This window comes from Streptomyces lydicamycinicus, from assembly GCF_000829715.2.
In the GTDB taxonomy this organism is placed as follows: Bacteria; Actinomycetota; Actinomycetes; order Streptomycetales; family Streptomycetaceae; genus Streptomyces; species Streptomyces lydicamycinicus.
On record NZ_BBNO01000006.1, the window covers coordinates 23,167 to 49,470 of the forward strand.

The window sequence follows — 26,304 nt, forward strand, 5'->3', positions numbered from 1 at the left end:
TCTTCCGTCGTGGTGATGCGGTGCGTACGGGTGGGTGGCCGGGGGCCGCGGGTCAGAGCCGGCAGGCGTGGATGCCGGTGGTCAGGATCGCGCGGGCGCCGAGGTCGTAGAGCTCGTCCATGATGCGCTGGGCGTCCTTGGACGGGACCATCGAGCGGACCGCGACCCAGCCCTCGTGGTGCAGCGGGGAGACGGTCGGCGACTCCAGCCCCGGGGTGAGGCCGACGGCCTTCTCGACGTGCTCGACCCGGATGTCGTAGTCCATCATCACGTACCGGCGGGCCACCAGGACGCCCTGCATACGGCGCAGGAACTGGCGCACCTTCGGGTCGTCGTCCGGCGCGCCGGTGCCGCGGATGACGACGGCCTCGGACTTCAGGATCGGCTCGCCGATGATCTCCAGTCCGGCGTTGCGCAGAGTGGTGCCGGTCTCCACGACATCCGCGATGATCTCGGCGACGCCGAGCTGGATGGCGGTCTCCACCGCGCCGTCGAGGTGGACGACGGAGGCGTCCACGCCGTTGTCGGCGAGGTGCTGGCGGACCAGGCCGGCGAACGAGGTGGCGATGGTCATGCCGCCGAACTCGCTGACGTCCTTGGCCGTGCCCGGCCGGGTGGCGTAGCGGAAGGTGGAGCCGGCGAAGCCGAGCTGGAGGATCTCCTCGGCCGGCGAGCCGGAGTCCAGCAGCAGGTCACGGCCGGTGATGCCGATGTCGAGCTTGCCGGAGCCCACGTAGACCGCGATGTCGCGCGGGCGCAGGAAGAAGAACTCGACCTCGTTCTCGGCGTCGACCAGGACCAGTTCCCTGCGGTCCTTGCGCTGGCGGTAGCCGGCCTCATGGAGCATCGCCGACGCAGGCTCGGACAGTGAACCCTTGTTGGGGACAGCGATGCGCAGCATGAGAGCGAGTTCCTTTGCAGGTGAAGGGTGTTGGGGTGCGGTGGTGGATCAGAGGTGGGCGTAGACGTCGTCGAGGGAGATGCCCTTGGCGACCATCATGACCTGGAGGTGGTAGAGGAGCTGGGAGATCTCCTCGGCGGCGGCCTCGTCGGACTCGTACTCGGCGGCCATCCAGACCTCGGCGGCCTCCTCGACGACCTTCTTGCCGATCGTATGGACACCTGCCTGCACCAGCTCGGCGGTACGGGAGGTGGTGGGGTCGCCGGTGGCGGCCTTCTGCTGGAGCTCGGCGAAGAGCTCCTCGAACGTCTTCTTGGACATGATGGTGACCACCCTACGCGGTTGCCCCCTCGGCTCAGCGCCAGGGCTCGGACACGGTCCGCAGCGTCGCGGCGGTGGCGACGGCCGCGGTGACCGCTTCGTGGCCCTTGTCCTCGGTGGAGCCTTCCAGGCCCGCGCGGTCCAGGGCCTGCTGCTCGGTGTCGCAGGTCAGCACGCCGAAACCGACCGGTACGCCGGTGTCCACCGAGACCTGGGTCAGGCCCTGGGTGACGCCCTGGCAGACGTAGTCGAAGTGCGGCGTGCCGCCCCGGATGACCACACCGAGGGCGACCACCGCGTCATAGCCGCGGCCGGCCAGGACCTTGGCGACGACAGGCAGCTCGAAGGTGCCGGGCACCCGCAGCAGCGTCGGCTCGTCGATCCCGAGCTCGGTGAGGGCGCGCAGCGCGCCGTCCACGAGGCCGTCCATCACTTGCTGGTGCCACTGCGCCGCGATGACGGCCACCCGCAGGTCGCCACAGTTCTTCACGGTCAGTTCGGGTGCGCCCTTGCCGCTCACGGTTCTCCTCGTTCGGGTGATGGTGCCGGTTGGTGGTGACGTGGTGCCGGGTGGCTACTGGTTGTCGCAGGTGGTGGCGGAGGCGGGCCCGGTGTGGGCCGCTCCGTTGGCGCCGGGGTCCAGCCAGGGCAGGTCGTGCCCCATCCGGTCCCGCTTGGTGCGCAGATACCGCAGATTGTGTTCCCCGGCCTGGACCGGCATCGCCTCCCGGCCGGAGACCCGCAGGCCGTGCTGTACCAGGGCGGCGGTCTTCTCGGGGTTGTTGGTCATCAGGCGCACCGAGCGCACCCCGAGGTCCTGGAGCATCTGGGCGCCGGCCGCGTAGTCGCGGGAGTCGGCGGGCAGCCCCAGTTCGAGGTTGGCGTCGAGGGTGTCCCGGCCGCGCTCCTGGAGTTCGTAGGCGCGCAGCTTGGACAGCAGGCCGATACCGCGTCCCTCGTGGCCGCGGAGGTAGATCACCACACCGCGTCCGGCCTCGGCGATCCGCCGCTGCGAGGCCTCCAGCTGGGGGCCGCAGTCGCAGCGCAGCGAGTGGAAGATATCGCCGGTCAGGCATTCGGAGTGCACCCTGACCAGGACGTCCTCGCCGTCGCCGAGCTCCCCGGCGACCAGCGCGATGTGCTCGACGCCGTCGACGGTGGAGCGGTAGCCGTAGGCGGTGAACTCGCCGTGGGCGGTGGGCAGCCGGGTCTCGGCCTCGCGGCGGACGGTGGGCTCGGACGACTGCCGGTAGGCGATCAGGTCCTCGATGGAGATGATCGACAGTCCGTGCTTACGGGCGAACGGCACCAGCTCGGGCAGCCGCAGCATCGTGCCGTCCTCACCGGCGATCTCCACGATGGCGGCGGCCGGGCGCAGTCCGGCCAGCCGGGCGAGGTCGACCCCGGCCTCGGTGTGGCCGTTGCGGACCAGCACACCGCCGGGCCGGGCGCGCAGCGGGAAGATGTGGCCGGGCCGGACGAAGTCACCGGCGGTCGATTCCCCGGCGGCGAGCAGCCGCAGGGTGGTGGCGCGGTCGGCGGCGGAGATGCCGGTGGTCACGCCGTGCGCGGCGGTGGCGTCGACGGAGACGGTGAAGGCGGTCCGCATCGACTCGGTGTTGTGCTCGACCATCTGCGGGAGTTCCAGCCGGTCCAGCTCCGGGCCCTCCATGGGGGCGCAGATCAGCCCGCGGCACTCGCTCATCATGAACGCGATGATCTCGGGGGTGGCCTTCTCCGCGGCGATGACGAGGTCGCCCTCGTTCTCGCGGTTCTCGTCGTCGACGACGACCACGGGGCGGCCGGCGGCGATATCGGCGATGGCCTGCGCGACGGGGTCCAGCGCCAGGGCCGCGGCGTCCTCGTCGTACCAGCTCTGCAGTGCGGTCATGCCGCTGCTCCTTCCAGGACGGGGCGGCCGCTCGCACGCGAGCGCAGCCACCAGTCGCGCAGTCCCCACACGACGAGGGCGAGATAGACGACGTAGACAAGGCCGGAGAAGGCGAGCCCGCTGCTGAAGGCGAGCGGGACGCCGACGATGTCGACCAGCAGCCAGGCGAACCAGAACTCGACCAGTCCGCGGGCCTGGGCGACCATCGCGGCGAGCGTGCCGACGAAGATGTAGGCGTCCGGCCAGGGGTTCCAGGACAGCTGCGGGATCAGGGTGAAGAGGGTGCCGACGGCCGCGGTGCCGACGGCGGTGCCGCCGAGCAGCAGGCCGCGCTCGCGCCAGCCGGCGAAGCGTACGGCGATGGAGCCGTCCTGGGCCTGCTGCCGGCCGCGCTGCCACTGCCGCCAGCCCCACAACGCCACGCCGATGACGAGCAGTTGCTTGCCGACGCCGCCGCTGAGATGGGCGGAGGCGTAGGCGGCGACGAGGACGACACCGGAGAGGAGCTGGGCGGGCCAGGTCCAGAGGGAGCGCCGCCAGCCGAGCGCCAGCGCGGCCAGACCGATGGTGTTGCCGATCATGTCCGACCAGATGACGTGCTGCCCGAAGGCCGTGAAGGCCTCGCCGTTCAGCGTGTCGAGGACGCTCACCGGTCCATCTCCTTGATCTCCGCAAGGTCCCTGAGGTCCGCGCCGGTGCCGGCACCTCGCCCGAGCAGCCGCTCGACGTACTTGGCGAGGACGTCGACCTCCAGGTTGACGGGATCGCCGGCCTTCTTGATGCCCAGCGTGGTCAGGGCGAGGGTGGTGGGAATGAGGCTGATGGTGAAGTAGTCGTCCGCCGCGTCGACGACGGTGAGGCTGACACCGTCGACGGTGATCGAGCCCTTCTCGACGACGTAGCGGGACAGCGCGGCCGGCAGCGCGATCTTGACGATCTCCCAGTGTTCGCCGGGGGTGCGTTCGAGGATCGTGCCGGTGCCGTCGACATGGCCCTGGACGAGGTGCCCGCCGAGCCGCCCGCCGAGCGCCATCGGGCGCTCCAGGTTGACCCGCGAGCCGGCGGCCAGCGCGCCGAGGCTGGAGCGGTTGAGGGTCTCGGCCATCACATCGGCGGTGAATTCACCGTCGGCGGTGTCCACGACGGTCAGACAGACGCCGTTGACGGCGATCGAGTCACCGTGCTTGGCGTCCTCGGTGACGACGGGCCCGCGGAGCCGGAACCGGGAGGCGTCACCGAGGTTCTCCACGGCGACGACCGCACCCAGCTCTTCGACGATTCCGGTGAACACTTCAGTTCTCCTCGTGGAGGGCGTGGCGGATGGGAGTGGCGGTGATGCGCAGGTCGGGGCCGAGCCGTTCGGTGTCGGTCACGTCGAGCCGCAACGCCTGGGCGATGGTGGTGATTCCGGCGTCGCCGACGGCGGCCGGTCCGGCGCCGAGCAGTACCGGCGCGAGGTAGCCGACGACCTTGTCGACGGCTTGGGCGGCGAGGAAGGCACCGGCGAGCGTGGGGCCCCCTTCGAGCAGCACGGAGCGCACCTCGCGCTCGTACAGCGCCTGGAGCAGTGCGGGGATGTGCAGTCCGCGCCCGTCGGCGGCGCGCGGCAGCCGGACGATCGGGGCGAGCCCTTCGAGGTGGCCGGTGTCGGCGTCCTCGGCGACCGCGATGAGGGTGGGCGCGGTGCCGTCCAGCACGCGGGCACCGGCCTTGACGGCGGTGGCGCCGGAGTCGACGACGACCCGTAGCGGCTGGCTGATCTCGTCGTCGGACAGCCCGCTGATCCGGGCGCCGAGCTGCGGGTCGTCGGCGCGGGCGGTGCCGGAGCCGACGATCACGGCGTCCGCGGCGGCGCGCAGCCGGTGCACATCGGCCCGCGACTGGGGCGAGCTGATCCAGCGGCTGGTGCCGTCCTCGGCGGCGATCCGGCCGTCGAGGGTCGCGGCGTACTTCCACAGCACGAAGGGGCGGCGGCGCAGCACCGAGGTCAGCCAGGCCTCGTTGCCGGCGGCGGCCTCGTCGGCGAGCAGTCCGCCCTCGACGTCGATCCCGGCCTCGGCCAGGGTGACGGCGCCGCCGGTGGCGGTCGGGTTGGGGTCGGAGACGGCGTAGACGACGCGGGCGATGCCGGCGTCGATCAGCGCCTGGGCGCAGGGGCCGGTGCGGCCGGTGTGGTTGCAGGGTTCGAGGGTGACCAGTGCGGTGCCGCCCCGGGCTCGTTCGCCCGCGGCACGCAGGGCATGGATCTCGGCGTGCGGCCCGCCGGCCCGCTGATGCCAGCCCTCGCCCGCCGTCCGGCCGGCGGAGTCGAGGACGACGCAGCCGACCACGGGGTTGGGGCTGGTGTGCCCGAGCCCGCGCGCGGCGAGCTCAATGGCTCGGCGCATCGCCGCGATCTCGACGGGGGCTGCGGTGGCCACCGGGTCCTCCTGCCTCTCAGGGCACGGACTCCGGGGCTGTCTGGACGACAGAAGCGGAAACGACGCCACGGGAACACCGCGGCCGGAAATACGCGGACCGTCCGGGAAACAGCCGGACGCGCCGCCGACGGCGGTGTACCGAAGCTCGCCCGCCGCGCACTGCCTCCCATCCGGACTTTCACCGTCGGTGCAGGAATTTCACCTGCTCAACCGGCCGCTGGCTGCGGACGGGTCGCGGACTGTTACCGCCGGTTCGGAATTACACCGACCCCGGAGTGCGCTGCTGCTTTTATGTCAGTACAGCTTCAGTGTGCCACGCCGGGTCGTGGCCCATGCGAGCGAAGCCCTGTGGGCTGCCTCACAGCCCCCGGCGCGCCGCCCGTGTCACACACGGCGTGCGTAAGGCGTCATAGCGGGGACGCACCGTCCCTTCTCCTCTCAAGGACTGATCCGCGATGGCGACAATTCTGGTGACCGGCGGCACGGGCACACTCGGGCGGCCCCTGGTGCACCGGCTGCTCGACGACGGCCATGACGTCCGGTCACTGAGCCGGCGTCCGCACACCGGCGCGGAGCGCCCCCGGCCGCAGTCGTACGCGGTCGATCTGCGCGACGGCACGGGGCTTCCCGAGGCGCTGTCGGGTGTGGACGCGATCGTGCACTGCGCCACGACACCGGCCGGCGGCGACATGGAGGCGGCCGGCCGGCTCGTCCAGGCGGCGAAGGCGGCGGGCGTCCCGCACCTGGTGTACATCTCGATCGTCGGGGTGGACCGGGTGCCGCTCGGCTACTACCGCACCAAGCTCGCCGTGGAGCGGCTGATCGAGGACTCCGGCATCGGCTGGACGGTGCTGCGCACCACGCAGTTCCACCATCTGGTGCTCCAGCTCATCAAGGCGGGCGCCCGGTCTCCGGTACTGCCGGTACCGACCGGGGTACGGGTCCAGCCGGTCGAAGTACGCGAAGTCGCCGCCCGCCTCGCGGAGTTGGCAGCCGCCCCACCGGCCGGCCGGGTCCCGGACCTGGGCGGCCCCGAGGTACTGACCGCCCGGGAGCTCGTACGGACCACACTGGAGGCGGGCGGACGGCACCGTCTCCTGATGCCGCTCCGGCTACCGGGCCCCACCGCCGCCGCACTGCGCCGGGGCGAAAACCTGACACCGGAGCATGCCGAGGGCCGGCGGACTTACGCGGAGTTCCTGGCGGAGCGGGTGGGCGGGGACCCAATGGGCGGCTGAGACAGGCCCGTTCGCGTGCCGGGCGCTGGCGCGAGCCCTCGTCCCGCCCGTTCGGGTGCCGGCGGCTGGCGGGAGTCCTCGTCCCGCCCGTTCGCGTGCCGGCCGCTGTCGGGAGTCCTCGTCCCGCCCGTTCGCGCGTCGGCCGCTGCCGGGAGTCCTCGTCCCGCTCCGGCGCCCGCGCCCGTCGGGAACACCGTTGTCCCCGGGGCTCGTCGGGAACATCCTTGCCCCCGGCGCTCGTCGGCACCCTTGCCTCGGTGCTCATCGGGACCACCCCGGCCTGACTCTCGTCCGGGAATCCCCCCGGCCCCCTGGCCTGACTCTCCTCATCCGGGAATACGCCCACCCCCCGGCACGTTGTGGCCCGCAAGGGGCGCCCGTACCCCCTACGGGATCTGTTCCCACCCCCCTGAAGGGACGCCTCAGGGTCGAGGCACCGCCTCCGGGCCCGCGGCTCCGAACAGGTCGTTCTGGGCGGCGTCCCGTGCGGCGAGCACCGCGCCGAGCAGTACCGCCCGTCCGCCCACCGCCCCGGCGCGTACGTCGGTACGCAGCGGGGAGAGCCGGGCCAGATGACCGGTGACCCGGTCGGCGAGCTCGGCGCCGCCGCCGCGGCCGACCTCACCGCCGAGCACGACACACCCGGGGTCGAGTACGGCGCTCACGGCCGCCACGCCGAGGGCGATCCGTGCGGCCAGCGCATCGAGGAAGGCGGCACCGGCGTCGCCGGCGGCCACGGCGGCCCGGACGAGGGACTCGGCGGGCGGGCCGTCGGTGGCCTCGGCGCCGGGCGTTGGCTCGTGCATCCCGTCGGCCCCGGCGGCATTGCGGGACGACGGCTCGTTCGCCCCGTCGGCCCCGGCGGCATTGCCGGACGACGGCTCGTTCGTCCCTTCCGACCCGGCGGCATTCCCGGGCGACGGGTCGTTCACTCCGTCCGCCGGCCGGGTGGCGTCCCCGGGCGACAGACCGTGTTCCGCCGCGAGGGCGCAGATCGCGGCGGAGCCGGCCAGGGAGTGGAAGCCGCCGTCGCAGCCGCTCGCGGAGGGCAGCGCGCCGGTGCCGGGGACCGGCAGAAAGCCGATCTCGCCGGTGCCGCCCGAGGCGCCGCGCCGCAGCGCGCCGTCCAGGACCACGGCGGCGCCGGTCCCATGGCCGAGCCAGAGCAGGACGAAAGTGTCGCGGTCGCCGGCCGCGCCGTGGCGCTGCTCCGCGATGGCGGCGAGATTGACCTCGTTCTCCAGCAGGACCGTTACGCCCGTGCGTGCGCGCAGCGCGCCGACCAGTCCGACGTGCCAGGACGAGGTCCAGTCGGTGCCGGCGAGCCGCCCGGTGGCGGGGTCGACCAGGCCGGGCGCGCCGACGGCGATGGTGTGCGGCGCGTGTGCGCCCGCCGTGGCGAGCGCCTTGTCCACGGCGGCGAGGGCGGTGGCGACGGCCGTATCGGGGGTACCGTCCGGGCCGATGGCGACGGTGTGCTCGGTGCGTACCCGGCCGAGGAGGTCGGCGACCGCGACGGTGATGCTGTGCGTCCGCAGATCGAGGCCGACGAGATGGGCCCGGTCGGCGACGATCCCGTAGAGCCGGGCATTGGGCCCGCGCCGCTGCGCACCGCTCTCGCCGACCACGGCGATCAGCCCGGCCTCCTGGAGACGTTCGACGAGATCCGCCACGGTCGGCCGGGACAGTCCGGTCAGCGACTTGAGCTGACCTGCCGTCAAGGGACCCTCGGACTGGAGGAGTTGGAGCGCGAGCCGATCGTTGATCAACCGTGCCGTGGTCGGGGAGGCGGTGCGGCCGGCCGCTGCCGCGCGCGGTGCATGCATGGCGGGATTCTTTCATTCGGTCGGACCAACCCCCTTATTATCAGGCAGGGTTCCTGATAATTTACCGCGCATGGCTGGCATCAGCGTCCCCGACGGCGCCAACCCACTCCCCCGCACCGAGCTGCGCCGGGCGCGCCGGTCCGTTGCCGCCGTGTTCCTCATCCACGGCTCGGTCACCGGAAACTTTGCGACCCGCATCCCCTGGATCCAGGACCACACCGCCATCTCACCGGGCCAACTCGGTCTGGCGCTCGCCTTCCCCGCGATCGGCGCGTCCCTGGCGATGCCGCTGGCCGGCCGGATCAGCCACCGCTTCGGCGCCCGCACCGCGCTCCGCGGCCTGCTCGCCCTGTGGACCCTGTCGCTGATCCTGCCCGCCCTCTCCCCCGGCCTCTACGCCCTGTTCCCGGCGCTGCTGATGTACGGCGCGGCCTCCGGGATGTCGGACGTCGCAATGAACGCGCTGGGCGTGGAGACCGAGGACCGGCTCGGCAAACCGATCATGTCGGGGCTGCACGGGATGTGGAGCGCGGGCGCCCTGCTCGGCTCGGCGGCCGGCACCGTCGCCGCGCACGCCGGCTGGGACGCCCGGCTCCATCTGGCCGGCGCCGCCCTCGTGTTGACCCTGCTCGGCGCGCTCGCCTGCCGGGGCGTACTGGATCTGCGCAGCACCCCCGAGGAGCATCCGCCGCCGCGCTTCGCGCTGCCGCCGAGGTCGGCGCTGATCATCGGGGCCATAGGGTTCTGCGCGGTGTTCGCCGAGGGCGCCGGCCTGGACTGGTCGGCGGTCTACCTCCGCGACGAACTGGGCACCGACGCGGGCCTGGCGGCCGCCTCGACGACCGCCTTCGCCTGCACGATGACGGTCGCGCGGCTGGCCGGGGACAAGGTGGTGGCCCGGTTCGGTGCGGTGCGTACGGTGCGGGCCGGTGGCGTACTGGCCACGGCCGGCGGTCTGCTGATCGTCACGGCGCGGCATCCGGCCATGGCGATGGGCGGGTTCGGCCTGATGGGCCTCGGCATCGCGGTGGTGGTCCCGCTGGCCTTCGCGGCCGCCGCGCGCAGCGGCCCCGCCCCCAGCCAGGCGATCGCGGGCGTCGCCACGATCACCTACACCTCCGGCCTCATCGCCCCGTCCGCGATCGGCGGCCTGGCCCAAGCGACCTCGCTGCCGGTGTCGTTCATGCTGGTCACGACGCTGGCATGCGGGCTGGTGGCGGGCGCGCGGGTGCTGGGGATGCCGAGTCGTACGGCGTCGGGGAGCGCTCCGGCGGTGGCTGGGGAACTGGAGAAGTCTTGAGCGGCGGGTGGTGAGCACGGGGGGCGGGCGGGGAGGTCGTGAGTGCCGGGCACGACGGCCGGCCGGCACGGAGGGGCTGAGCAACGACTCGCCGACGGCCGGCGTGTGCCGTCGGCAGCGATCAGCCTGCGTGTGCCGCCAGCGGCGATCAGCCTGTGCGTGCCGGCGTCGGCGGTCAGCCTGTGTGGGCCGCCATCGGCGATCAGTCTGTGTGGGCCGCCGTCGGCGATCAGCCTGTGTGGGCCGGCGGCACCGGCCGGGCCTCGCGGTCGACGGAAGCACCCCGGGCAGGAGCGCCCACCCACGGCCCGGCGAGGCTCAGGCCGCCTCCGCCTCCGCCTCCCTGCCCGTCTCGGTGCCCGTGTCCACGGCCTCCGGCCGGAGCAGCCGGCCGGCGATGGCGCGGGCGCGGTCGGACCACGGGGTGGGGCGCAGCGTCTGCGCGTCGACGCGGACGAGCACCCTGTGGCCCTGGGCGAAGGTCTCGGTGCCGTCGGCCGAGCAGAGCCGGAAGCCGTAGGTGAGGCCGGTACGTCCGAGGCGTTCGACCCAGAGGTGCGCCGCGTAGCGGCCGGGCCGGGTAATCGGGCGCTCGTAGGAGACCTTCATCTCCTTGATGACGTTGCACATATCGCCCGCGGCGGCCCAGTCACCGTCGAAGGTGAAGCCCTGACCGTGCCAGTACTCCGCCCAGGCGCGCTCGGCGAGCAGCGGGTAGCGGGAGTTGTGGAGCATGCCGAGCGCGTCGAGGTCGTCGAAGTGGACGGTGACGGGCACCAGTTCGCCGTACGGGACGGTGCTGGCCTGAAGGGGTTCGACGCTCACGAAAGGTGCTCCTGGTGTTCTCGCGCTGCCGGCGCTGTTGGTGCGAATGGTGCTGTAGGGGCGGGTGAGGCCCGCATGGCGAGCCGGGGCAATGGTAAGCGGCTGCTTAGAATGCCCGTTCGCCGGGATACCCGGAGGGAGCGGAGGACCGCGAGTGGCCTCCCACCGTACGCATCAGCCGCGAGCGATCGGCCTCCCCGAGGCCGCATGGGCCGAAGGGGTGCGGCGCCGCCCCGGCCCCTTGGAATCCCATCGGGTCTGCACGCCGACGACACCCGGAGAGTCCCCCCAATTCCCCACCCCATCCCGGCCTTTGACTCAGACTTGCTCTCGTCTCCCACTCAGGAACGGACGGTGAGCAAGCATGGCGAACAGCGCCCTCCTCGTGATGGACGTCCAACAGGACATCGTCGATATCGCCGATGACGGCTCCGGATATCTGCCGCGCCTGCGCAGAGCCATCGACGGTGCCCGGGCGGCGGGCATCCCCGTGATCTACGTGGTCATCGGCTTACGGCCGGGCCATCCTGACATCGACCCTCGCAACAAGGTGCTCAACGCCATCGTGCAGGCCGGCCTCTTCACCGAGGGCGCCCCCGGCACGGCGATCCACGGGGATGTCGCGCCCCGGCAGGACGACATCGTGGTCACCAAAAGGCGGGCGAGCGCGTTCTCGGGCAGCGACCTCGATGTGGTGCTCCGGGCTCGCGACATCGACAGCCTCGTTCTCACCGGCATCGCCACCAGCGGCGTGGTGCTGCACACCCTGTGCCAGGCCAACGACCAGGACTTCGGCCTCACCGTCCTGGCGGACGCCTGCCTCGACACCGACCCCGAGGTCCACCAGTTCCTCACCGAGCGGCTGTTCCCGCAGTGGGCGGATGTCGTCGCCGTCGAGGACTGGGTCCAGGCCATCGCGCCGTAGTAGCGGGAGACCGCACGGGCCTCGCGCGGTCTCGCAGGCGGCATCGCCTCCGCCTGCGAGACCTTCCCGGAGCAGGATGAGCCCACCGGAGCGGTCGCCCCCGCCCCGGAAATTGCGTCGAACGCGGAGTCGATCCTTGAGAAGGTCATGGGCGTCCCGGATCCACCGCGAAAGGAATGCCCGTGCCACGCGCCGTCACGTTGATTCGCTCCGCATCGCTGTCCGACGTTGCCGAGTACGCCTATGCGGCCACAGCCCCGGCCGAGGCGCGGCTGATCTTCCTCGCCGGTGCATGTCCGCTGAACGAGGACGGCTCCACCGCGGCGATCGGGGACGTCGCGGGGCAGGCCGCCAAGGCCGTGGAGAACCTGCGGACCGCTCTGGCGGACGCCGGTGCGTCACTGCACGACGTCATCAGCACCCGCGTCCTCGTGGCTTCCACCCGGCAGGAGGACCTGGTGACGGCGTGGGAGGTGGTCCGGGACGCGTTCGGTGACCATGACGTGCCCAGCACGTTGATGGGAGTCACCGTGCTCGGCTACCACGACCAGCTGGTAGAGATCGAATCCGTCGCCGCCGTACTCGATTCCTGAGCCGCCGGAACGTCGTTGCCAGGACGGCCGACCCTCCTGAACGTGCAGGACGGCCGGCGGCGGCATCAGCCCTCCCCCTCACCACGCTCCCCGTACTCGCTGGTCCCGGCGTCGAGGAGTGGTGTGCGGGGCCGGCCCGCCGCGCTGGAGAGCCAGCGCAGGGAGTGGTAGCCGGTGAGCACGGTGAGCGTGCCCAGCGCGATGCCGCTGAGTTCGAAGTTGTCGGTGAACTTCAGCGAGACGCCGCCGATGGCGATGATGATCCCGGCCGCGGCGGGGATGAGGTTCAGGGGGACCGAGAAGTCCACCTTGTTCCGCACCCAGATCTGGGCTCCCAGCAGGCCGATCATGCCGTACAGGATGACGGTGATACCGCCCAGCACCCCGCCGGGGATCGCCGCCACCACCGCGCCGAACTTCGGGCACAGGCCGAAGAGCAGGGCGAAACCGGCCGCCGCCCAGTAGGCCGCGGTGGAGTAGACCCTGGTGGCCGCCATGACGCCGATGTTCTCGGCGTAGGTCGTGGTGGCGGGGCCGCCCACCGCGGTCGACAGGACGGTCGCCGTGCCGTCGGCGACGATGGCCATGCCCATTTTGTCGTCCAGGGGGTCACCGGTCATGGCGCCGACCGCCTTGATGTGGCCGGCGTTCTCCGCGATCAGCGCGATGAGGACGGGCAGCGCGACAAGGATCGCGGAGGCCGAGAAGTTCGGTGCGTGAAAAGTGGGAACGCCGATCCAGTCGGCCTTTTCGACGCCGGAGAAGTCGATGCGCCAGTGGTCCGTGAGCTTGCCCGCGCCATTGACGGAATGAATCTTTCCGACGGTGCGGTCGAGAATCCAGGACAGTGCGTAGCCGAAGACCAGGCCCAGGAAAATGGCGATCCGCGACCAGAAGCCCCGGAGCACGACGAGCGCGAGTCCGGTGAACATCATCGTCGCCAGGGCCGTCCACTGGTCCTGGGGCCAGTACGTGGAGGCCGTGACGGGGGCGAGGTTGAAGCCGATCAGCATCACGACCGCGCCGGTCACGGTCGGCGGGAGCACCGCGTGGATCACCCGGGCCCCGACGACATGAATGGCGATGCCGCAGCCGGCCAGGCAGGCACCCACCACAAGCATCGCGCCCGTAAGGGTGCCGGCGTCGCCCCCCTGGCCCGCGATCACGACGGAGACGCCCACGAAGGAGAGCGAGGAGCCGAGGTAGCTGGGGATGCGTCCACGGGTCATCACCAGGAACAGCGCGGTGGCGACGCCCGACGCCATCAGGGCAAGGCTGGGGTCCAGCCCCATCAGCACGGGGGCGACGAAGCACGCCCCGATCATCGACACCACATGCTGGGCGCCGAGCGCGATCGTCCGGCCCCACGTCAGGCGTTCGCCGGGCCTGACCACCTCGCCGGGCTTCAGATGGCGCCCGTCCCCATGCAGTTTCCACCCGAAGCCGGCCATGATCACTCTCCACTCTGCAACGCCCTGCACGTCACAGAGCCGAGGTGATTCATAGTCGAACGACTGCGTCTGGACAAACTGAAGCGAGGGGCCTTCGGGCGGCTGGGGGGAGGTACGTATTTCAGCCGCTCTCCGCGCGGGGATTCCGCGGTATGCGGAGGTCGCCGGAATCTGTGCGAGAAGAGCTGACCGGCCGGTTTCCGGGGCGCGGCGGAGCAGGGCACGCCACAAGCGGGCGCGCCGCCGATTACCCCGTTTCGGTCATCGCCGACCGGCGTACCTCACTATCCGCAATTCCACTGTCACGCTGAGTCGATGACGACAACTCAGGAATACGGCGGTCCCGGCAGCCGTACGGACCCGGCCGGGGAATCCACCGCCCGCCCCCCGACCGCCGCGGGGCCCGTGGCGAACACGGGTGTGGCAGAGGTGCTGGCCCGGATGCGGGCGCTGGCCGCGGGGCTGCCCGCCGATGACGGGGTGGCGGTCTTCAACGAGGTCTATCTCGCCGTCACCGAAGCGGTGGCACGGCGCATCGGGGACGGTATGTTCCAGGCTCCGGCGGCCACCGGCGAGCTGGACATCCGCTTCGCGCGGCGCTATTTCGACGCGGTGGAGGCCGCCGCCGCCGGACTGCGGCCACCGGCCTGCTGGCGGCCGCTCTTCCAGCTCCGCCGCCACCCGGGGGTGCGTCCGCTCCAGTTCGCACTGGCCGGGATCAACGCCCACATCGGCCACGATCTGGCACTGGCCGTAGTGGACACCTGCCGGGCGCTGGAGTGCGAACCGGCGGCGCTGGAGCACGACTTCGACCGGGTCGGCGGAGTGCTGACGAGCCTGGAGGAGCGGATCCGTGAGCTGCTGATGCCCGGCCCCGATGCGCTGGACGTCGCCGATCCGCTGACGCATCTGATCGGGTCATGGAGCCTGGACAAGGCCAGGGACGGTGCCTGGGTGGCGGCCCGGGCACTGTGGAGCGTACGCCGCCTGCCGGATGTGACGGAGGAGCTCACCGAACGGCTGGACGCCGGGGTGGGGCTGGTCGGGCGGATGCTGCTGACTCCGCTGCCGGGCTGATCCGGGCCCCGGCCATCGGCGCCGTCCCACCCCCGCACGGGCCGCCGCCGCGCCGCGCTCCGGCCGTACGAGCAGGCAGGCTTCCGCGAACGGTGCGGCTACCGCACCGCGGGGTGAGCCGAAGGCGCAGGAGTGGATCACCGCGGGGTGACCCACTCCTGCCATACGCCCTAGTCCTCCGGCAGTTCCACCGGTGCGATCTCGTCGTAGACATCGCCCGGGCCCGGGTTGGTGGCGTCCGTCGTGCCGCCGAAGTGGTGCATCACGCCCCACACCGCGTTCAGTGCGGTCTGCACCGCGCCCTCGGCCCAGCCGGCCGTCCAGGAGATGTCGTCGCCCGCGAGGAAGAGACCGCGCTTGTCCTCGGGGAGGCGGTCCTGCATGAAGTGCGTGAACAGGCGTCGCTGGTAGCGGTAGTGGCCGGGCAGGTTCGCCTTGAAGGCGCCCATGAAGTACGGCTCGTTCTCCCAGGAGACGGTCACCGGGTTGCCGATGATGTGCTTGCGGATGTCGACCTTCGGATAGATCTCCGAGAGCGACTTCAGCATGACCTCCATCCGCTCGTTCGCCTCCAGCGGCAGCCACTTGAGGCTGTCGTCGCACCAGGTGTAGGAGAGGCAGATGACGGCGGGTTCGTCCGGGCCGTTGTCGAGCAGGTAGGTACCGCGGGTCATCCGGTCGGTCAGCGTCATCGACATGACGTCCCGGCCGGTGTCCTCGTCCTTGTCGAGCCAGAAGGGCCGGTCGACGGGGACGAAGAGCTTGCTGGACTCCATGTAGTGGGTGCGCTCCATCGCCGTCCAGTGGTCGATGGGGAAGAGCGAGTCGTCGCAGGCGATCTTGCTCAGCAGCATCCAGGACTGCGCGGTGAAGACGGCGGCCTCGTAGGTGCGGATGTCGCCGTGGGCGTCGGTGACGGTGATGCGGTTGCCGGCGGTGCGGTTCAGGCGGGTGACCGCGGGCCGGGGCGTACCGTCGTGCAGCGACGACAGCGAGGTGCCCGGCGCCCAGTGCACGATCTTCGCCGGCTCGCGCTCCCACAGGCGCAGCGGCAGCTGCTGGCTGCCGCCGACGATGCCGCGGTGGTGGTCGTCGGCCTCGGTGTAGACGACCCGCAGGATCTCCAGGATGGAGTTGGGGAAGTCGGTGTCCCAGCCGCCGGTGCCGAAGCCGACCTGGCCGAAGATCTCCCGGTGGCGGAAGGACTTGAAGGCCGTCGAGTCGCAGAGGTAGCCGTAGAAGGTCTGGTTGTCGAGCTTCTCGACGAGCCGGGACCAGATCTCGCGGATGCGCGGGACATCGCGCTCGCGGATCGCCTGGTTCATGTCGGAGAAGTCCGCGCCCTCTTCCAGGCAGGCGTTCCAGGCGTCCATGACCTGGTGGTAGACCTCGGGAAGGTCCTCGACGGTACGGGCGTAGTGCGACTCGCCCTTGAGGTCGACGACGGTCGACGGGGTGTCCGCGGCCAGCGGGTTGGGGAACGGCGTGGTTTCCAGGCCCACCAGGTCGATGTAGTGCTGGAGCGCCGTCGAGGACGGCGGGAAGCGCATCGCGCCCATCTCGGCGGTCAGGCCCGCGGCATCGGCCGGGGTGCCCTCGAAGCCGACGGTCCGCAGCCGGCCGCCTATTCGGTCCGCCTCGTAGACGACGGGCTTGAGGCCCATCTTCATCAGCTCGTAGGCGGTGACGATGCCGGAGAGGCCGCCGCCGATGACCGCGACCTCCTTGCCGTGCTCGGTCGCGGGGATCTGGCCGAGGCCCGCCGGGTGGGCGAGGAAGTCGTCGTAGGCGTACGGGAAGTCCGGGCCGAACATGGTGATCGGCGGCTGGGCATCCGCGTGGTGGGCGGCGGTGGGCACCGTGGACGTCATCGGGGACGAGCTCCTTGCAGACAGGGCACAGCAGGCAGGGCAGCGCAGGCCGGGTGGGCCGGCCTGCGGCGGATCGGTGGGGGCGGGGGGTCAGGTCACGTCAGCGGGCCGTACAGCTCCGGCCGGCGGTCGTGCAGATACGGGTTGTCCGCGCGGGACTGCTTCAGGAAGGCGGCGTCGACCTCGGCCCGGACCAGCTGCTCGGTGCGGCCGGCGCGGGTGCGGACCACACCGTCCGGGCCGGCCAGGCAGCTGAGGCCGACGAACTCGAACTCGCCCTCCGCGCCGACCCGGTTGACGTACGCGACGTACATCTGGTTCTCGAAGGCGCGGACCGGGATGACGGACTCGGCGACGAACTGGAAGGGGTGCATCTGCGCGGTGGGCACCAGCAGCAGATCGGTGCCGGCCAGCGCATGCGCCCGGACGTTCTCCGGGAACTCCACGTCGTAGCAGATCAACAGACCGACCCGGAGGCCGGCCAGCTCGGCCTGGACGACGGTCCGCTCGCCCGGGGTGAACCATTCGTGCTCGAAGCAGCCGAAGAGATGGGTCTTGCGGTAGTTCGCGAGGCGCTCGCCCGAGGGGCCGATGAGCTGCGCGGAGTTGTACACGGCGGCGCTGTCGGGCTCGTCGTGCGCGGCGCGCTCGGGGTAGCCGTAGAGCACCGCGATGCCGTGCTCGGCGGCGATCTTCCCGATGGCCTGCGCGCTGTCGCCGTCGGCGGTCTCCGCGAGGCGGTGCACGTCGCCGCCGATGGCATAGCCGGTGAGGAAGAGCTCGGGGCAGGCGAGCAGTCCGGCGCCGGTGGCCGCCGCCGAGCGGGCCGCGTCCTCGATCACCCGCAGATTGTGTGCGACATCGCCGGGCCGGCCCGAACTCTGGAGCAGGGCGGTGTGCAGCGACGTCATGGGACCCCTCGGCGAGACGGTGCGGGCGGACGCATTGACGGTACGGGCCGCCGGTGATCCGGGACAAGGCGCCACCGTTGCGCGCCGATGGACGATTCGTTGCGCGTTCAAGGGGCTGTGCGGTGATTCGTTGCGCCGGCGCCGGGGCGGCTCGGGCGGGGCACCGGGGCTGCTCGGCGGCCGCTCCCCGGAGGGTGGATACCAGCCTGGTCAGCGCCCGGGTCAGGTTGCTCGTGCGCACCCGGGGTCAGGTTGGCGGTCATCCGGTCGAGGACGGTCACGGTGCGGAGGTAGTCGTCGTCGGTCAGCCCGCGCATCAGGCGGGCGCGGCCGGCCTCGACCAGGCTCGCGACCTCGGCATGGGTCCGTCGGCCGGCCTCGGTGAGCGTGAGGGTGTCAGCGTCGGCGGCGAGCAGGCCATGCGTGATCAGCACGCCGGCGACCTCGTCGAGGGTGCGCGCTCCGGGCTCCCAGAAGGGCCGCAGCAGCCGGCTCAGCGCCGGCCGGGTGAGCGGTCCCTGGAGCGCCAGGCTGTTGAGCACCTGCCAGTCACGGCGGGTCAGTTCATACGCGGACAGGGTGCGGGCGAAGTCCTCGGTGATCAGGGCGTCAAGGGCCTTGAGGTAGTAGCCGATGGGTTTCAGCGGGGTGGTCATGACGGCTTCCTCGGAAAGGCTGGCGAGAGCGGGCTGCCGCTCCGGCGAGAGCGGGCCCCAGGGCAAGTGCATGCACAATGACAAGTACTTGTCTCTGAGTATCCTTCTGCCCGGGTCGAGGGACAAGACATTTACGGCGAGGAGCGGGAGGGGGGGCCGGGTGCGATGAGCGAGAGGGAGTGCGTACCGATGCGCAAGGCAGAGCAGGACAAAACGGATGCCGACGCGGACGTTGTGGCGATCGAGCGCGCCATGGTGGCCCTGCGCCGGAGCGCCGCCCGCCGCACGCTGGCCCGGCAGGCGGCGCGGGAAGGCGGGCGGCCGGTGCCGGAGGGCGCCGCGTTCGAGGTGCTGGATGTCGTGGAGGCCGCCGGGGAGCGCGGGGAGCGGGCGGGGGTACGGGAGGTGGCGGACGCCCTGCGGGTGGACCAGCCGCGGGCGAGCAAGCTGGTGGCGGCCGCCGTACAGGCCGGACATCTGCGCCGCGAGGCCGACCAGGCGGACGGGCGGCGCACCCTGCTGGCCGTGACGGCGGACGGACGGGAGCTGCTGGAGGCCGCGCATGCCTTCCGCCGCTCCGTGGTGGCGCGGGTGACCCGGGACTGGCCGGCCGCCGAACGCACCGCGTTCGCCCGGCTGTTCACCCGCTTCATGGACGATTTCGGCTCGGTGAACGGGCCCTCCGGGGAGGACTGACCGGCGGCGGGCCACGGCGCCGCGCGGGTCAGCCCTCGTCGGGCGGCACGTCCCGCAGGCTCTCCTGCACCGTCTCCCGCACCACCCCGCGCAGCCAGCGGTGTCCCGCGTCGGCCTCCTGGCGCGGGTGCCAGGCCATCTCCATGGTCATCGGCGGCAGTTCGAGCGGGATCGGCAGCGTGCGCAGTCCCAGACCGCGGACCGTCGCCATGCCGGCCCGCTCGCCGGTCAGCCCCACCGCGTCGCTGTCGCGGACCATCATCAGCGACGCGGCGAAGGTCGGGACGGTGGCGATCACCTTGCGCCGCAGTCCGCGGGCCGCGAGCGCCGCGTCGACCGGCCCGGTCAGCCGGCCGCGGCGGGAGAAAATGAGGTGTGACGCGTCGGCGAAGCGGCGCGCGGTGAGTTTCCCGGTGGTCAGCGGGTGGCCCTCGCGCACCACCGCGACACTGCGGTCGACGAACAGCTCCTCCCTGCGGATCTCCGGCTCACGGCTGTCGATGACACCGAGCTCCAGGTCCGCGGCGCCGTCCCGCAGCAGCGGCACATCGATATGGCTCTCGCCGATGAAGCGCAGCACGACCTGCGGCGCCTCCTCGGCGACGCGGGCGACCAGGCGCGGCCCGAGGGAGGTGACGAAGAGGTCGTTGGCGTTGATGGTGAACACCCGGGCCAGCTGGGCCGGGTCGGCCGGCGCGGTCGGGGCCAGGATGTTGTGTGTGGCCTCCACCAGCCGGCGCACCTCGGCCCTGATTTCCAGGGCGCGTGGGGTGGGCACCATATGGCGGCCGGCGCGTACCAGGACGGGGTCGCCGATCGTGCGGCGGATGCGGCCGAGGGCGCGGCTCATGGCCGGTCCGGAGAGCCCGAGCCGGTCGGCGGCCGCGGTCACACTCTGCTCTTCGAGCAGGGCGTCCAGCGCCGTCAGCAGATTGAGGTCGATGTTTGCGTTTCGCGCAATCATGGAGTGCACCCCTTGCATTTGAGGTCAACTGAACGGGACCTTAGCGTCCCGGTCATGACCTCCACCGTTTCCCCTCCGGACTCCCCTCCCGCGTCCGCCGGCCCCCTGGCCCGACGGCGCTCGGTGACGGCCGCGATGTGCGCCTGTGTGCTGGTGGCGCAGTCGCTGGTGGCCGCGATGAACCTGGCGATACCCAAGATCGCCGCAAGCGCTCTGCACCCCTCCCCCGCCCAGCTGTTGTGGATCGTCGACACCTACGTGCTGGTCTTCGCGGGGCTGTTGATCCCGGCCGGCGCGCTCGGCGACCGGATGGGCCGCAAGGGGGTGCTGCTCACCGGGCTCGGTGTGTTCGCCGCGGGCGCGCTGCTGTGCGCGCCCGCGACCACGCTGCCGGTGCTGCTGGCGGGCCGGGCCCTCTCGGGCGCGGGCGCCGCGCTCCTGGTCCCCGCGACCATGTCCGTACTCCTGCACGCCGCGCCGCCCGACCGCCGGGCCGGGGCCGTCGCCGCCTGGAGCACGGCGGTCGGTATCGGCGGGCTGGCGGGCAATGCCGGCGGCGCGCTGATCCTGCAATTCCTGCCGTGGCAGGGGCTGTTCTGGGCGTATGTGCCCCTCGCCCTGGCCCTGTCGGCCTGGGTGGCGAGGGTCGCGCCCCGGGTCCCCCGGCAGACCGCGACGCTCGATCTGCCGGGCTCGGCGCTGCTGGTCCTCGGGGCGGCAGCGCTGCTCTTCGGCATCATCGAGGGCCCGGGGCGCGGCTGGACCTCGGCCACGGTGACCGGCGCGTTCGCCCTGGCGCTGGTGGTGTTCGCGCTGTTCGTCCGGCACGGGCTGCGGGCCGCGCACCCGGTGCTGGATCCCGGGCTGTTCCGGCTGCCGCGGCTGCTCGCCGGGAGCCTCGGTATCGCCGTCACCTTCTTCGGGATGTTCGCGCTCTTCTACGTCAACGCCCAGTTCCTTCAGTACGTGAAGGCGTACTCGCCCCTCCAGACGGGCTGCGCCATCGCGCCCCTCGCCCTCGGGATGATGGCGGTGACGAAGTACGGCATGCGCTGGGCGCAGCGGGCCGGCGAGGCCAGGACGGTCGGTGCGGGGCTGGCGCTGATCGCGGCCGGTCTGCTGCTGCTCGCCACCGCGGACGCCCGCACCCCCTACCTCTGCTACCTGGCGTTCCTGCTGGTGATGGCGGCCGGTGCGGGGCTGGCGATGCCCACGCTGTCGCATGCGATCGTGGCGTCCGTACCGGCCCACCGCTCCGGGATGGGGTCGGGACTCCAGGGCGCGGCGCGGGAGTTGGGCGCGGCACTGGGTATCGCCGTGGTGGGCACCGTGCTGTCCGTGCGCTTCGCCGCGGGGACCGGGTACGGCGCCACGACGGTCACCGCGTTCGCCGACGCCACGGCGCTGGGCTACCGGATCGCGGCGGGGGTGGTGCTGGTGGTGGGATGTGCCGTGGTGTGGGGTCTGCGGGCCGGGGCCCGGGCCGGACGCGGCGGGTCCTGAGCGGGGGGCTAGCCCGGCGCTCCGGAGCTGTAGCGCCGCAGCAGCGGGGAGAGCACCAGCACGGACTTCGTCCGCTCCACGAACGGCTCGCCCGCGATCCGCTCCAGCACCCGCTCGAAGTGCCGCATGTCGGCGGCGAAGACCTGGACGACGGCGTCCGCCTCACCGGTGACGGTGGAGGCGGACGCCACTTCCGGGTAGCGCGACAGGCCGCGGTGGATCGCCTCGGGCGAGGTGTTGCGGCGGCAGTAGATCTCGATGAACCCCTCGGTCTCCCAGCCGAGCGCGGCCGGATCGACCCGTACGGTGAATCCGGTGATCGCGCCGTCCGCCCGCAGCCGGTCCACCCGGCGTTTGACGGCCGGTGCGGACAGCCCGACCTCCTGGCCGATGTCGGCATAGCTGCGGCGGGCGTCCTCGGCGAGGGCGTGGACGATGCGTTCGTCGAGATCGTTCAGTCGCACTGCGGGTGGATCACTTCTCTGCGGTGGCCAATCGGGAGCGGCGCATGCCGTATCCGAAGTAGACCACAAGGCCCACGGCCATCCAGACACCGAAGACCACCCAGGTCACGGCGCCGAGGCTGCCCATCATGTAAACGCACAGCACGAAACCGATCGCCGGGAAGAGCGGCGAGAGCGGGGTGCGGAAGCTGCGGGGCATGTCGGGCCGGGTGCGGCGCAGCACGATCACCGCGACATTGACCAGCGCGAAGGCGAACAGGGTGCCGATGCTGGTGGCGTCGGCCAGCTCGCCCAGCGGCACCGCCGCGGCGAGCACCCCGCAGAACAGCGAGACGATGATGGTGTTGGCACGCGGCGCACCGCTCTTCGGGTGCACCTTGGAGAACACCTTCGGCACCAGCCCGTCCCGGGACATCGCGAAGAGGATGCGGGTCTGGCCGTAGAGCACGGTCAGCACGACGCTGGCGATGGCGATGACCGCGCCGAAGGCGAGCAGCACGGCCCACCAGCTCTGTCCGGTGACCGCCTTCATGATCCCGGCCAGCGCGGCTTCCGAGCCCTCGAACTTCTGCCAGGGCATCGCGCCCACGGCGATCGCGGCGACCAGGCAGTACAGCGCCGTGACGATCACCAGCGAGAGCATGATCGCGCGCGGCAGGTCACGCTGCGGGTCCTTGGCCTCCTCACCGGCCGTGGAGGCGGCGTCGAAGCCGATGTACGAGAAGAACAGGGTCGCGCCCGCGGCGCTGACGCCCGCCATGCCCATCGGCATGAAGTTCGCGTAGTTGCCGGACCGCACGCCCTGGACGGCGACACCGCAGAACAGCAGCAGCGCGGCGATCTTGACGACGACCATGATCGTGTTGGCGCGGGCGCTCTCCTTGGCGCCGCCCAGCAGGAACACCATCGCGAGCAGCACGACCAGCAGGGCCGGCAGGTTGAACACGCCGCCGTCACCGGGCGGCTGGGACAGCGCGTCCGGGATGGTGAAGCCGAAGACGCCGCTGAGCAGCTCGTTCAGATACTGGCCCCAGCCCACGGCGACGGCCGCGACCGAGACGCCGTACTCCAGGATCAGGCACCAGCCGCAGACCCAGGCGACCAGCTCACCGAGGGTGGCGTAGGCGTAGGAGTACGACGATCCGGAGACCGGGATGCTGCCGGCCAGCTCCGCGTAGGACAGTGCGGAGAACAGGGCGGTGACCCCGGCGATCACGAAGGCGAGGATGACCGCAGGACCGGCGTCCGGGACGGCCTCGCCGAGGACCACGAAGATGCCGGTGCCGAGCGTGGCCCCGATGCTGATCATGGTCAGCTGCCACATGCCCATCGAGCGGCGGAGCGTTCCCCCCTCCCCCTTGCCGCCCTCGGCGACCAGCCGCTCGACGGGCTTGCGCCGCATCAGCCGAGTGGCCAGGCCTCCTGACGAGGGGGGCCGGGGGTCGCTGGCCCCTGCGGGCGGGGCTGCGCCGTGCTCCAACACTGGGGTGGCTCCTTTATCGCTGCCGATCACATGACGGGTACGGATGACGGCGACCGGCAGCGGTCGGTACAGGGCATGCCGGAGCACACCGCAGCAGGAGACCGCCGAGCAGACGGTCTCCGCCACTCCACGTACAGCGCTTGACCTTACGGCCCGCCGCTGACCTGCCGTAATGCAGGTTCCTTGCGCAACAGTGCACGATCGTTGCGCACCGGCGCGGCGGGCGGTCGTTCGTTGCGCGCCAGGTTCCGATCGTACGGGTTCCCCCGCGTGGCACCGACCGGGACCCCGGGTTCCACTTGCGCGAACGGCCCCGCACCGAGTCGGTGCGGGGCCGTTGAGCGGCGGTGACGACGGCCGATGAGCGGCCGTGTGCGCGTCAGTTCCAGCTGTCGTGCAGCGGCTTCCCCTCGGCGTAGCCGGCGGCGCTCTGCACACCGACCACGGCCTTCTCGGCGAACTCGGCCAGGGAGGCCGCGCCCGCGTAGGTGCACGAGCTGCGGACGCCCGCGATGATCGAGTCGATCAGGTCCTCGACGCCGGGACGCGCCTGGTCGATGAACATCCGCGACGTGGAGATGCCCTCCTCGAAGAGCCCCTTGCGGGCCCGGTCGTAGGCGGACTCGTCGCTCGTACGGTTGCGCACCGCACGGGCCGAGGCCATCCCGAAGCTCTCCTTGTACGGCCGGCCGTCGGCGGTGTGCTGGAGATCACCGGGCGATTCGAGGGTGCCGGCGAACCAGGAGCCGATCATGACGTTGGACGCGCCCGCGGCCAGCGCCATCGCGACATCGCGCGGGTGCCGGATACCGCCGTCGGCCCAGACGTGCTTGCCGAACTTCTTGGCCTCGGCGGCGCACTCCAGCACCGCGGAGAACTGCGGCCGGCCGACACCGGTCATCATCCGGGTGGTGCACATCGCGCCCGGTCCGACACCGACCTTGATGATGTCCGCGCCGGCGTCGATCAGATCGCGGACGCCCTCGGCGGAGACGATGTTGCCCGCCACGATCGGGACCTGCGGGTCCAGCGCCCGGACCGCCTTGATCGCGCTGATCATCGACTCCTGGTGACCGTGCGCGGTGTCCACGACGAGGGTGTCCACACCGGCCGCCAGCAGGGCCTTGGCCCGGCCGGCCACATCGCCGTTGATGCCGACGGCGGCCGCGATCCGCAGCTTCCCGTCGGCGTCGGTGGCGGGGGTGTACAGGGTGGCGCGGAGCGCGCCCTTGCGGGTGAGGATGCCGATCAGCATGCCGTCCGCGTCGACCGCGGGCGCGAGCTTGCGGTTGGCGGCGTCGAGACGGTTGAAGGCGTCCCGCGGGTCGATGTCCGCGTCCAGGACCAGCAGGTCCCTGGACATGACCTCGGCCACCTGGGTGAAGCGGTCCACCCCGGCCAGGTCGTGCTCGGTGACGACGCCGACCGGGCGGCCGCCCTCGACGACGATGCCCGCGCCGTGCGCCCGCTTGGGCAGCAGCGCCAGGGCGTCCGCCACGGTCGCGACGGGGGACAGCACGATCGGCGTGTCCAGTACCAGATGACGGCGCTTGATCCAGGTCACGACGTCGGTGACGACATCGAGCGGGATGTCCTGCGGAATCACGACCAGGCCACCGCGGCGGGCCACGGTCTCGGCCATCCGGCGGCCGGCGATCGCCGTCATGTTGGCGACCACGAGCGGGATGGTGGTCCCGGTCCCGTCGTGCGAGGACAGGTCCACGCCCTGGCGGGAGCCGACGGCGGAGCGGCCGGGCACCATGAACACATCGTCGTAGGTCAGGTCGTAGGGCACCGAAGAACTCTCTTCGAGCGCGCCGTTCTTCGGGTTCAGGAATCGCATATGGCCAGGATACGGGCCCTGACCAGGGGTCATATGATTGTCCGAGCGTCTTGTCGGGCGTGTGTGCGATCCCCCAAGCCGCCTCGCGGCGCCCGGTGCGTCCCTGCGGCGCGGGGATGCTCCGCGCGGGCGGCCGGCCGCATGACATCGTGGCTGGTCGGGCCGCCGCGGCCGCCGCTACGCGCCCTGCCGGGCCCGCCCCCTGGCCATGATCACGGCCAGTCCGGCGTCCGTGTCACGCCAGTAACCCACCGCATCCGCCAGCACCCCCTCGACGATGCTCCACTCGTCGGGCGCCGCGGCCGCGTACCCCTGCCAGCCCGTCACCACGAGCAGCCGGCCGCGGTCGGCCGGGCACCAGGACAGATCGGTGAGGCAGTCGGCGAGCGCGTCCCAGTTGCGGCCGAACCACTCCGGCAGCCGCAGCGCGCGGGCACACCGCTCCATGAAGGCCGCCTTGTCCGCGACCCCGTCGAGATCCAGGGATGAAGCGGTCCAGCCGGCGTCCCGGGCGGCGGCCAGCGCGTCCGCCACCGCGCGCTCCGCGGGCCAGGGCAGCACCCCCGGGGGAGTGCTGCCGTCGAGCACCGCGGCGAGCGGCCGGGGTACGGGAGCCGTCATCGGAGCACCGCCTTGAAGGACCGGTAGTGATCTTCGGTGTAGTACGTCTCCTGGCTCCGGCCGGTGACCAGCCGGCGGGCGCCGCGGTCCGGTGCGCCCGGCGTGGGAACGGTGTACTCGTGGTAGTAGCCACGCGGCTGACGGGGCAGCAGTCGCTCCCGGTTGCCGAAGACCGTGCCGTCCTGGGCGTACGGGAAGGGGCCACCGGCGTCGATGAGGCGCAGGGTGTCCCGTGCCTGGGAGGGCAGCTCGCCGACCGGCACGACCGGCATGCCCTGCGACCGGTCCGGTACGCCGGAAGCGCGGGGCGTACCGTCCACGGCCGTGGCGGTGGACCGCGGCACCACCGGTGAACTCCCGTTGACGCCACCGTCCGTGGAGCACCCGGTCAGCACCAGGAGCAGCCCGGCGAGCAGCGCGCCGACGACGACGGCCGCGCGGCGCGGGGAGGAGCGGATCACCATGCGCCGATGCTGTCACAGGGCCGCGCAGGCTGCTCGTCGATGACCGCGCCCCGGGTGCCC

Annotated in this window: 26 protein-coding genes and 1 riboswitch; of the genes, 7 read left to right on the forward strand and 19 right to left on the reverse strand. The window is 71.9% G+C overall.

The genetic code is table 11. The features are described 5' to 3' along the window. Nucleotides 1-52: 52 nt before the first annotated feature. From hisG to ribD, 7 genes are read right to left on the reverse strand one after another with little or no spacing between them, the layout of a single operon-like run. Nucleotides 53-901 (reverse strand): ATP phosphoribosyltransferase, encoded by an 849-nt coding sequence (hisG, locus tag TU31_RS20445; protein WP_042156780.1) that lies wholly within the window; start codon nucleotides 899-901, stop codon nucleotides 53-55. A gap of 48 nt (nucleotides 902-949) precedes the next feature. Beyond that, entirely contained in the window at nucleotides 950-1,222 is a 273-nt protein-coding gene (locus TU31_RS20450; protein WP_042157533.1) for a phosphoribosyl-ATP diphosphatase, read from the reverse strand. A gap of 34 nt (nucleotides 1,223-1,256) precedes the next feature. Further along, entirely contained in the window at nucleotides 1,257-1,742 is a 486-nt protein-coding gene (ribH, locus tag TU31_RS20455) for a 6,7-dimethyl-8-ribityllumazine synthase (protein ID WP_018087562.1), read from the reverse strand. Nucleotides 1,743-1,796: 54 nt separating this feature from the next. Further along, nucleotides 1,797-3,113, reverse strand: a complete 1,317-nt coding sequence (locus TU31_RS20460; protein WP_042156782.1) for a bifunctional 3,4-dihydroxy-2-butanone-4-phosphate synthase/GTP cyclohydrolase II — start codon at nucleotides 3,111-3,113, stop codon at nucleotides 1,797-1,799. Further along, nucleotides 3,110-3,763, reverse strand: coding sequence for a nicotinamide mononucleotide transporter family protein (locus tag TU31_RS20465; protein ID WP_042156784.1), 654 nt, complete (start codon nucleotides 3,761-3,763; stop codon nucleotides 3,110-3,112). Before TU31_RS20465 ends, TU31_RS20460 begins: the two co-directional genes overlap by 4 nt. Then, a complete protein-coding gene (locus TU31_RS20470) occupies nucleotides 3,760-4,404 on the reverse strand; it encodes a riboflavin synthase (RefSeq protein ID WP_042156786.1) in 645 nt (214 codons plus the stop codon). Before TU31_RS20470 ends, TU31_RS20465 begins: the two co-directional genes overlap by 4 nt. 1 nt (nucleotide 4,405) lies before the next feature. Further along, the gene (ribD, locus tag TU31_RS20475; RefSeq protein ID WP_042156788.1) at nucleotides 4,406-5,533 is read right to left on the reverse strand and encodes a bifunctional diaminohydroxyphosphoribosylaminopyrimidine deaminase/5-amino-6-(5-phosphoribosylamino)uracil reductase RibD; all 1,128 of its coding nucleotides are present in this window, start codon (nucleotides 5,531-5,533) and stop codon (nucleotides 4,406-4,408) included. Between the two features lie 152 nt (nucleotides 5,534-5,685). Beyond that, nucleotides 5,686-5,816, reverse strand: a riboswitch (FMN riboswitch). 172 nt (nucleotides 5,817-5,988) lie between these two features. Between ribD and TU31_RS20480 the strand changes: the two genes are divergently transcribed. Continuing rightward, a complete protein-coding gene (locus TU31_RS20480) occupies nucleotides 5,989-6,771 on the forward strand; it encodes an SDR family oxidoreductase (protein WP_042156789.1) in 783 nt (260 codons plus the stop codon). Between the two features lie 422 nt (nucleotides 6,772-7,193). On the opposite strand, the gene TU31_RS20485 is transcribed toward TU31_RS20480, so the two are convergent. Beyond that, nucleotides 7,194-8,597: an ROK family transcriptional regulator gene (locus TU31_RS20485; protein ID WP_042156791.1), complete on the reverse strand. Its 1,404-nt coding sequence runs from the start codon at nucleotides 8,595-8,597 to the stop codon at nucleotides 7,194-7,196. A 70-nt stretch (nucleotides 8,598-8,667) separates the two neighbouring features. Here TU31_RS20485 and TU31_RS20490 point away from each other — a divergent pair, with 70 nt between their 5' ends. Next, nucleotides 8,668-9,897 carry an MFS transporter gene (locus TU31_RS20490; protein ID WP_042156794.1) on the forward strand — a complete coding sequence of 410 codons (1,230 nt, stop codon included), beginning with the start codon at nucleotides 8,668-8,670 and terminating at the stop codon, nucleotides 9,895-9,897. A gap of 318 nt (nucleotides 9,898-10,215) precedes the next feature. Here TU31_RS20490 and TU31_RS20495 read toward each other — a convergent pair whose 3' ends face one another. After that, nucleotides 10,216-10,722 (reverse strand): acyl-CoA thioesterase, encoded by a 507-nt coding sequence (locus tag TU31_RS20495; protein ID WP_042156796.1) that lies wholly within the window; start codon nucleotides 10,720-10,722, stop codon nucleotides 10,216-10,218. A 364-nt stretch (nucleotides 10,723-11,086) separates the two neighbouring features. On the opposite strand from TU31_RS20495, the gene TU31_RS20500 reads away from it, so the two are divergent. Both TU31_RS20500 and TU31_RS20505 read left to right on the forward strand, forming a co-directional pair. Then, nucleotides 11,087-11,647 (forward strand): cysteine hydrolase family protein, encoded by a 561-nt coding sequence (locus tag TU31_RS20500; RefSeq protein ID WP_042156798.1) that lies wholly within the window; start codon nucleotides 11,087-11,089, stop codon nucleotides 11,645-11,647. A gap of 182 nt (nucleotides 11,648-11,829) precedes the next feature. After that, on the forward strand, nucleotides 11,830-12,240 hold the full coding sequence (locus TU31_RS20505; RefSeq protein ID WP_042156799.1) for a RidA family protein: 411 nt from the start codon (nucleotides 11,830-11,832) through the stop codon (nucleotides 12,238-12,240). Between the two features lie 65 nt (nucleotides 12,241-12,305). Here the strand turns inward: TU31_RS20505 and TU31_RS20510 are convergent, their stop codons facing one another. After that, on the reverse strand, nucleotides 12,306-13,691 hold the full coding sequence (locus TU31_RS20510) for a uracil-xanthine permease family protein (protein WP_042156801.1): 1,386 nt from the start codon (nucleotides 13,689-13,691) through the stop codon (nucleotides 12,306-12,308). 315 nt (nucleotides 13,692-14,006) lie between these two features. Between TU31_RS20510 and TU31_RS20515 the strand changes: the two genes are divergently transcribed. Next, on the forward strand, nucleotides 14,007-14,768 hold the full coding sequence (locus tag TU31_RS20515; RefSeq protein WP_275451841.1) for a DUF5995 family protein: 762 nt from the start codon (nucleotides 14,007-14,009) through the stop codon (nucleotides 14,766-14,768). Between the two features lie 170 nt (nucleotides 14,769-14,938). Here TU31_RS20515 and TU31_RS20520 read toward each other — a convergent pair whose 3' ends face one another. From TU31_RS20520 to TU31_RS20530, 3 genes are all read right to left on the reverse strand, one after another. Next, the gene (locus tag TU31_RS20520; RefSeq protein WP_042156803.1) at nucleotides 14,939-16,639 is read right to left on the reverse strand and encodes a flavin monoamine oxidase family protein; all 1,701 of its coding nucleotides are present in this window, start codon (nucleotides 16,637-16,639) and stop codon (nucleotides 14,939-14,941) included. A 95-nt stretch (nucleotides 16,640-16,734) separates the two neighbouring features. Beyond that, nucleotides 16,735-17,550 carry a carbon-nitrogen hydrolase family protein gene (locus TU31_RS20525; RefSeq protein ID WP_042156805.1) on the reverse strand — a complete coding sequence of 272 codons (816 nt, stop codon included), beginning with the start codon at nucleotides 17,548-17,550 and terminating at the stop codon, nucleotides 16,735-16,737. Between the two features lie 107 nt (nucleotides 17,551-17,657). After that, nucleotides 17,658-18,206: a MarR family winged helix-turn-helix transcriptional regulator gene (locus tag TU31_RS20530; RefSeq protein ID WP_158894586.1), complete on the reverse strand. Its 549-nt coding sequence runs from the start codon at nucleotides 18,204-18,206 to the stop codon at nucleotides 17,658-17,660. Between the two features lie 189 nt (nucleotides 18,207-18,395). Between TU31_RS20530 and TU31_RS20535 the strand changes: the two genes are divergently transcribed. Next, nucleotides 18,396-18,902, forward strand: a complete 507-nt coding sequence (locus TU31_RS20535; protein ID WP_042156807.1) for a MarR family winged helix-turn-helix transcriptional regulator — start codon at nucleotides 18,396-18,398, stop codon at nucleotides 18,900-18,902. Between the two features lie 28 nt (nucleotides 18,903-18,930). Here the strand turns inward: TU31_RS20535 and TU31_RS20540 are convergent, their stop codons facing one another. Further along, on the reverse strand, nucleotides 18,931-19,866 hold the full coding sequence (locus tag TU31_RS20540; protein ID WP_042156809.1) for a LysR family transcriptional regulator: 936 nt from the start codon (nucleotides 19,864-19,866) through the stop codon (nucleotides 18,931-18,933). Between the two features lie 54 nt (nucleotides 19,867-19,920). Here TU31_RS20540 and TU31_RS20545 point away from each other — a divergent pair, with 54 nt between their 5' ends. Continuing rightward, entirely contained in the window at nucleotides 19,921-21,369 is a 1,449-nt protein-coding gene (locus tag TU31_RS20545; RefSeq protein ID WP_052718994.1) for an MFS transporter, read from the forward strand. An 8-nt stretch (nucleotides 21,370-21,377) separates the two neighbouring features. On the opposite strand, the gene TU31_RS20550 is transcribed toward TU31_RS20545, so the two are convergent. The 5 genes from TU31_RS20550 to TU31_RS20570 all read right to left on the reverse strand — a co-directional run bounded on the left by TU31_RS20550 (nucleotide 21,378) and on the right by TU31_RS20570 (nucleotide 26,244). Beyond that, a complete protein-coding gene (locus TU31_RS20550; protein WP_042156812.1) occupies nucleotides 21,378-21,833 on the reverse strand; it encodes an Lrp/AsnC family transcriptional regulator in 456 nt (151 codons plus the stop codon). Between the two features lie 10 nt (nucleotides 21,834-21,843). Then, nucleotides 21,844-23,316, reverse strand: a complete 1,473-nt coding sequence (locus tag TU31_RS20555) for an amino acid permease (RefSeq protein ID WP_042156814.1) — start codon at nucleotides 23,314-23,316, stop codon at nucleotides 21,844-21,846. A 379-nt stretch (nucleotides 23,317-23,695) separates the two neighbouring features. Next, a complete protein-coding gene (locus tag TU31_RS20560; protein ID WP_042156816.1) occupies nucleotides 23,696-25,159 on the reverse strand; it encodes a GuaB1 family IMP dehydrogenase-related protein in 1,464 nt (487 codons plus the stop codon). A gap of 177 nt (nucleotides 25,160-25,336) precedes the next feature. Then, nucleotides 25,337-25,780: a barstar family protein gene (locus tag TU31_RS20565; protein WP_042156818.1), complete on the reverse strand. Its 444-nt coding sequence runs from the start codon at nucleotides 25,778-25,780 to the stop codon at nucleotides 25,337-25,339. Then, a complete protein-coding gene (locus TU31_RS20570) occupies nucleotides 25,777-26,244 on the reverse strand; it encodes a guanyl-specific ribonuclease (RefSeq protein WP_042156820.1) in 468 nt (155 codons plus the stop codon). The genes TU31_RS20565 and TU31_RS20570 overlap by 4 nt, the downstream gene beginning before the upstream one ends. Nucleotides 26,245-26,304 lie beyond the last annotated feature (60 nt).

Excerpts from the sequence above, each read along its gene's own strand:
- hisG (WP_042156780.1), bottom strand. The coding sequence starts at position 901 with ATGCTGCGCATCGCTGTCCCCAACAAGGGTTCACTGTCCGAGCCTGCG.
- TU31_RS20450 (WP_042157533.1), bottom strand. The coding sequence starts at position 1,222 with ATGTCCAAGAAGACGTTCGAGGAGCTCTTCGCCGAGCTCCAGCAGAAG.
- TU31_RS20460 (WP_042156782.1), bottom strand. The coding sequence starts at position 3,113 with ATGACCGCACTGCAGAGCTGGTACGACGAGGACGCCGCGGCCCTGGCG.
- TU31_RS20480 (WP_042156789.1), top strand. The coding sequence starts at position 5,989 with ATGGCGACAATTCTGGTGACCGGCGGCACGGGCACACTCGGGCGGCCC.
- TU31_RS20485 (WP_042156791.1), bottom strand. The coding sequence starts at position 8,597 with ATGCATGCACCGCGCGCGGCAGCGGCCGGCCGCACCGCCTCCCCGACC.
- TU31_RS20490 (WP_042156794.1), top strand. The coding sequence starts at position 8,668 with ATGGCTGGCATCAGCGTCCCCGACGGCGCCAACCCACTCCCCCGCACC.
- TU31_RS20500 (WP_042156798.1), top strand. The coding sequence starts at position 11,087 with ATGGCGAACAGCGCCCTCCTCGTGATGGACGTCCAACAGGACATCGTC.
- TU31_RS20510 (WP_042156801.1), bottom strand. The coding sequence starts at position 13,691 with ATGGCCGGCTTCGGGTGGAAACTGCATGGGGACGGGCGCCATCTGAAG.
- TU31_RS20515 (WP_275451841.1), top strand. The coding sequence starts at position 14,007 with ATGACGACAACTCAGGAATACGGCGGTCCCGGCAGCCGTACGGACCCG.
- TU31_RS20520 (WP_042156803.1), bottom strand. The coding sequence starts at position 16,639 with ATGACGTCCACGGTGCCCACCGCCGCCCACCACGCGGATGCCCAGCCG.
- TU31_RS20525 (WP_042156805.1), bottom strand. The coding sequence starts at position 17,550 with ATGACGTCGCTGCACACCGCCCTGCTCCAGAGTTCGGGCCGGCCCGGC.
- TU31_RS20530 (WP_158894586.1), bottom strand. The coding sequence starts at position 18,206 with ATGACCACCCCGCTGAAACCCATCGGCTACTACCTCAAGGCCCTTGAC.
- TU31_RS20535 (WP_042156807.1), top strand. The coding sequence starts at position 18,396 with ATGCGCAAGGCAGAGCAGGACAAAACGGATGCCGACGCGGACGTTGTG.
- TU31_RS20540 (WP_042156809.1), bottom strand. The coding sequence starts at position 19,866 with ATGATTGCGCGAAACGCAAACATCGACCTCAATCTGCTGACGGCGCTG.
- TU31_RS20545 (WP_052718994.1), top strand. The coding sequence starts at position 19,921 with ATGACCTCCACCGTTTCCCCTCCGGACTCCCCTCCCGCGTCCGCCGGC.
- TU31_RS20560 (WP_042156816.1), bottom strand. The coding sequence starts at position 25,159 with ATGCGATTCCTGAACCCGAAGAACGGCGCGCTCGAAGAGAGTTCTTCG.
- TU31_RS20565 (WP_042156818.1), bottom strand. The coding sequence starts at position 25,780 with ATGACGGCTCCCGTACCCCGGCCGCTCGCCGCGGTGCTCGACGGCAGC.
- TU31_RS20570 (WP_042156820.1), bottom strand. The coding sequence starts at position 26,244 with ATGGTGATCCGCTCCTCCCCGCGCCGCGCGGCCGTCGTCGTCGGCGCG.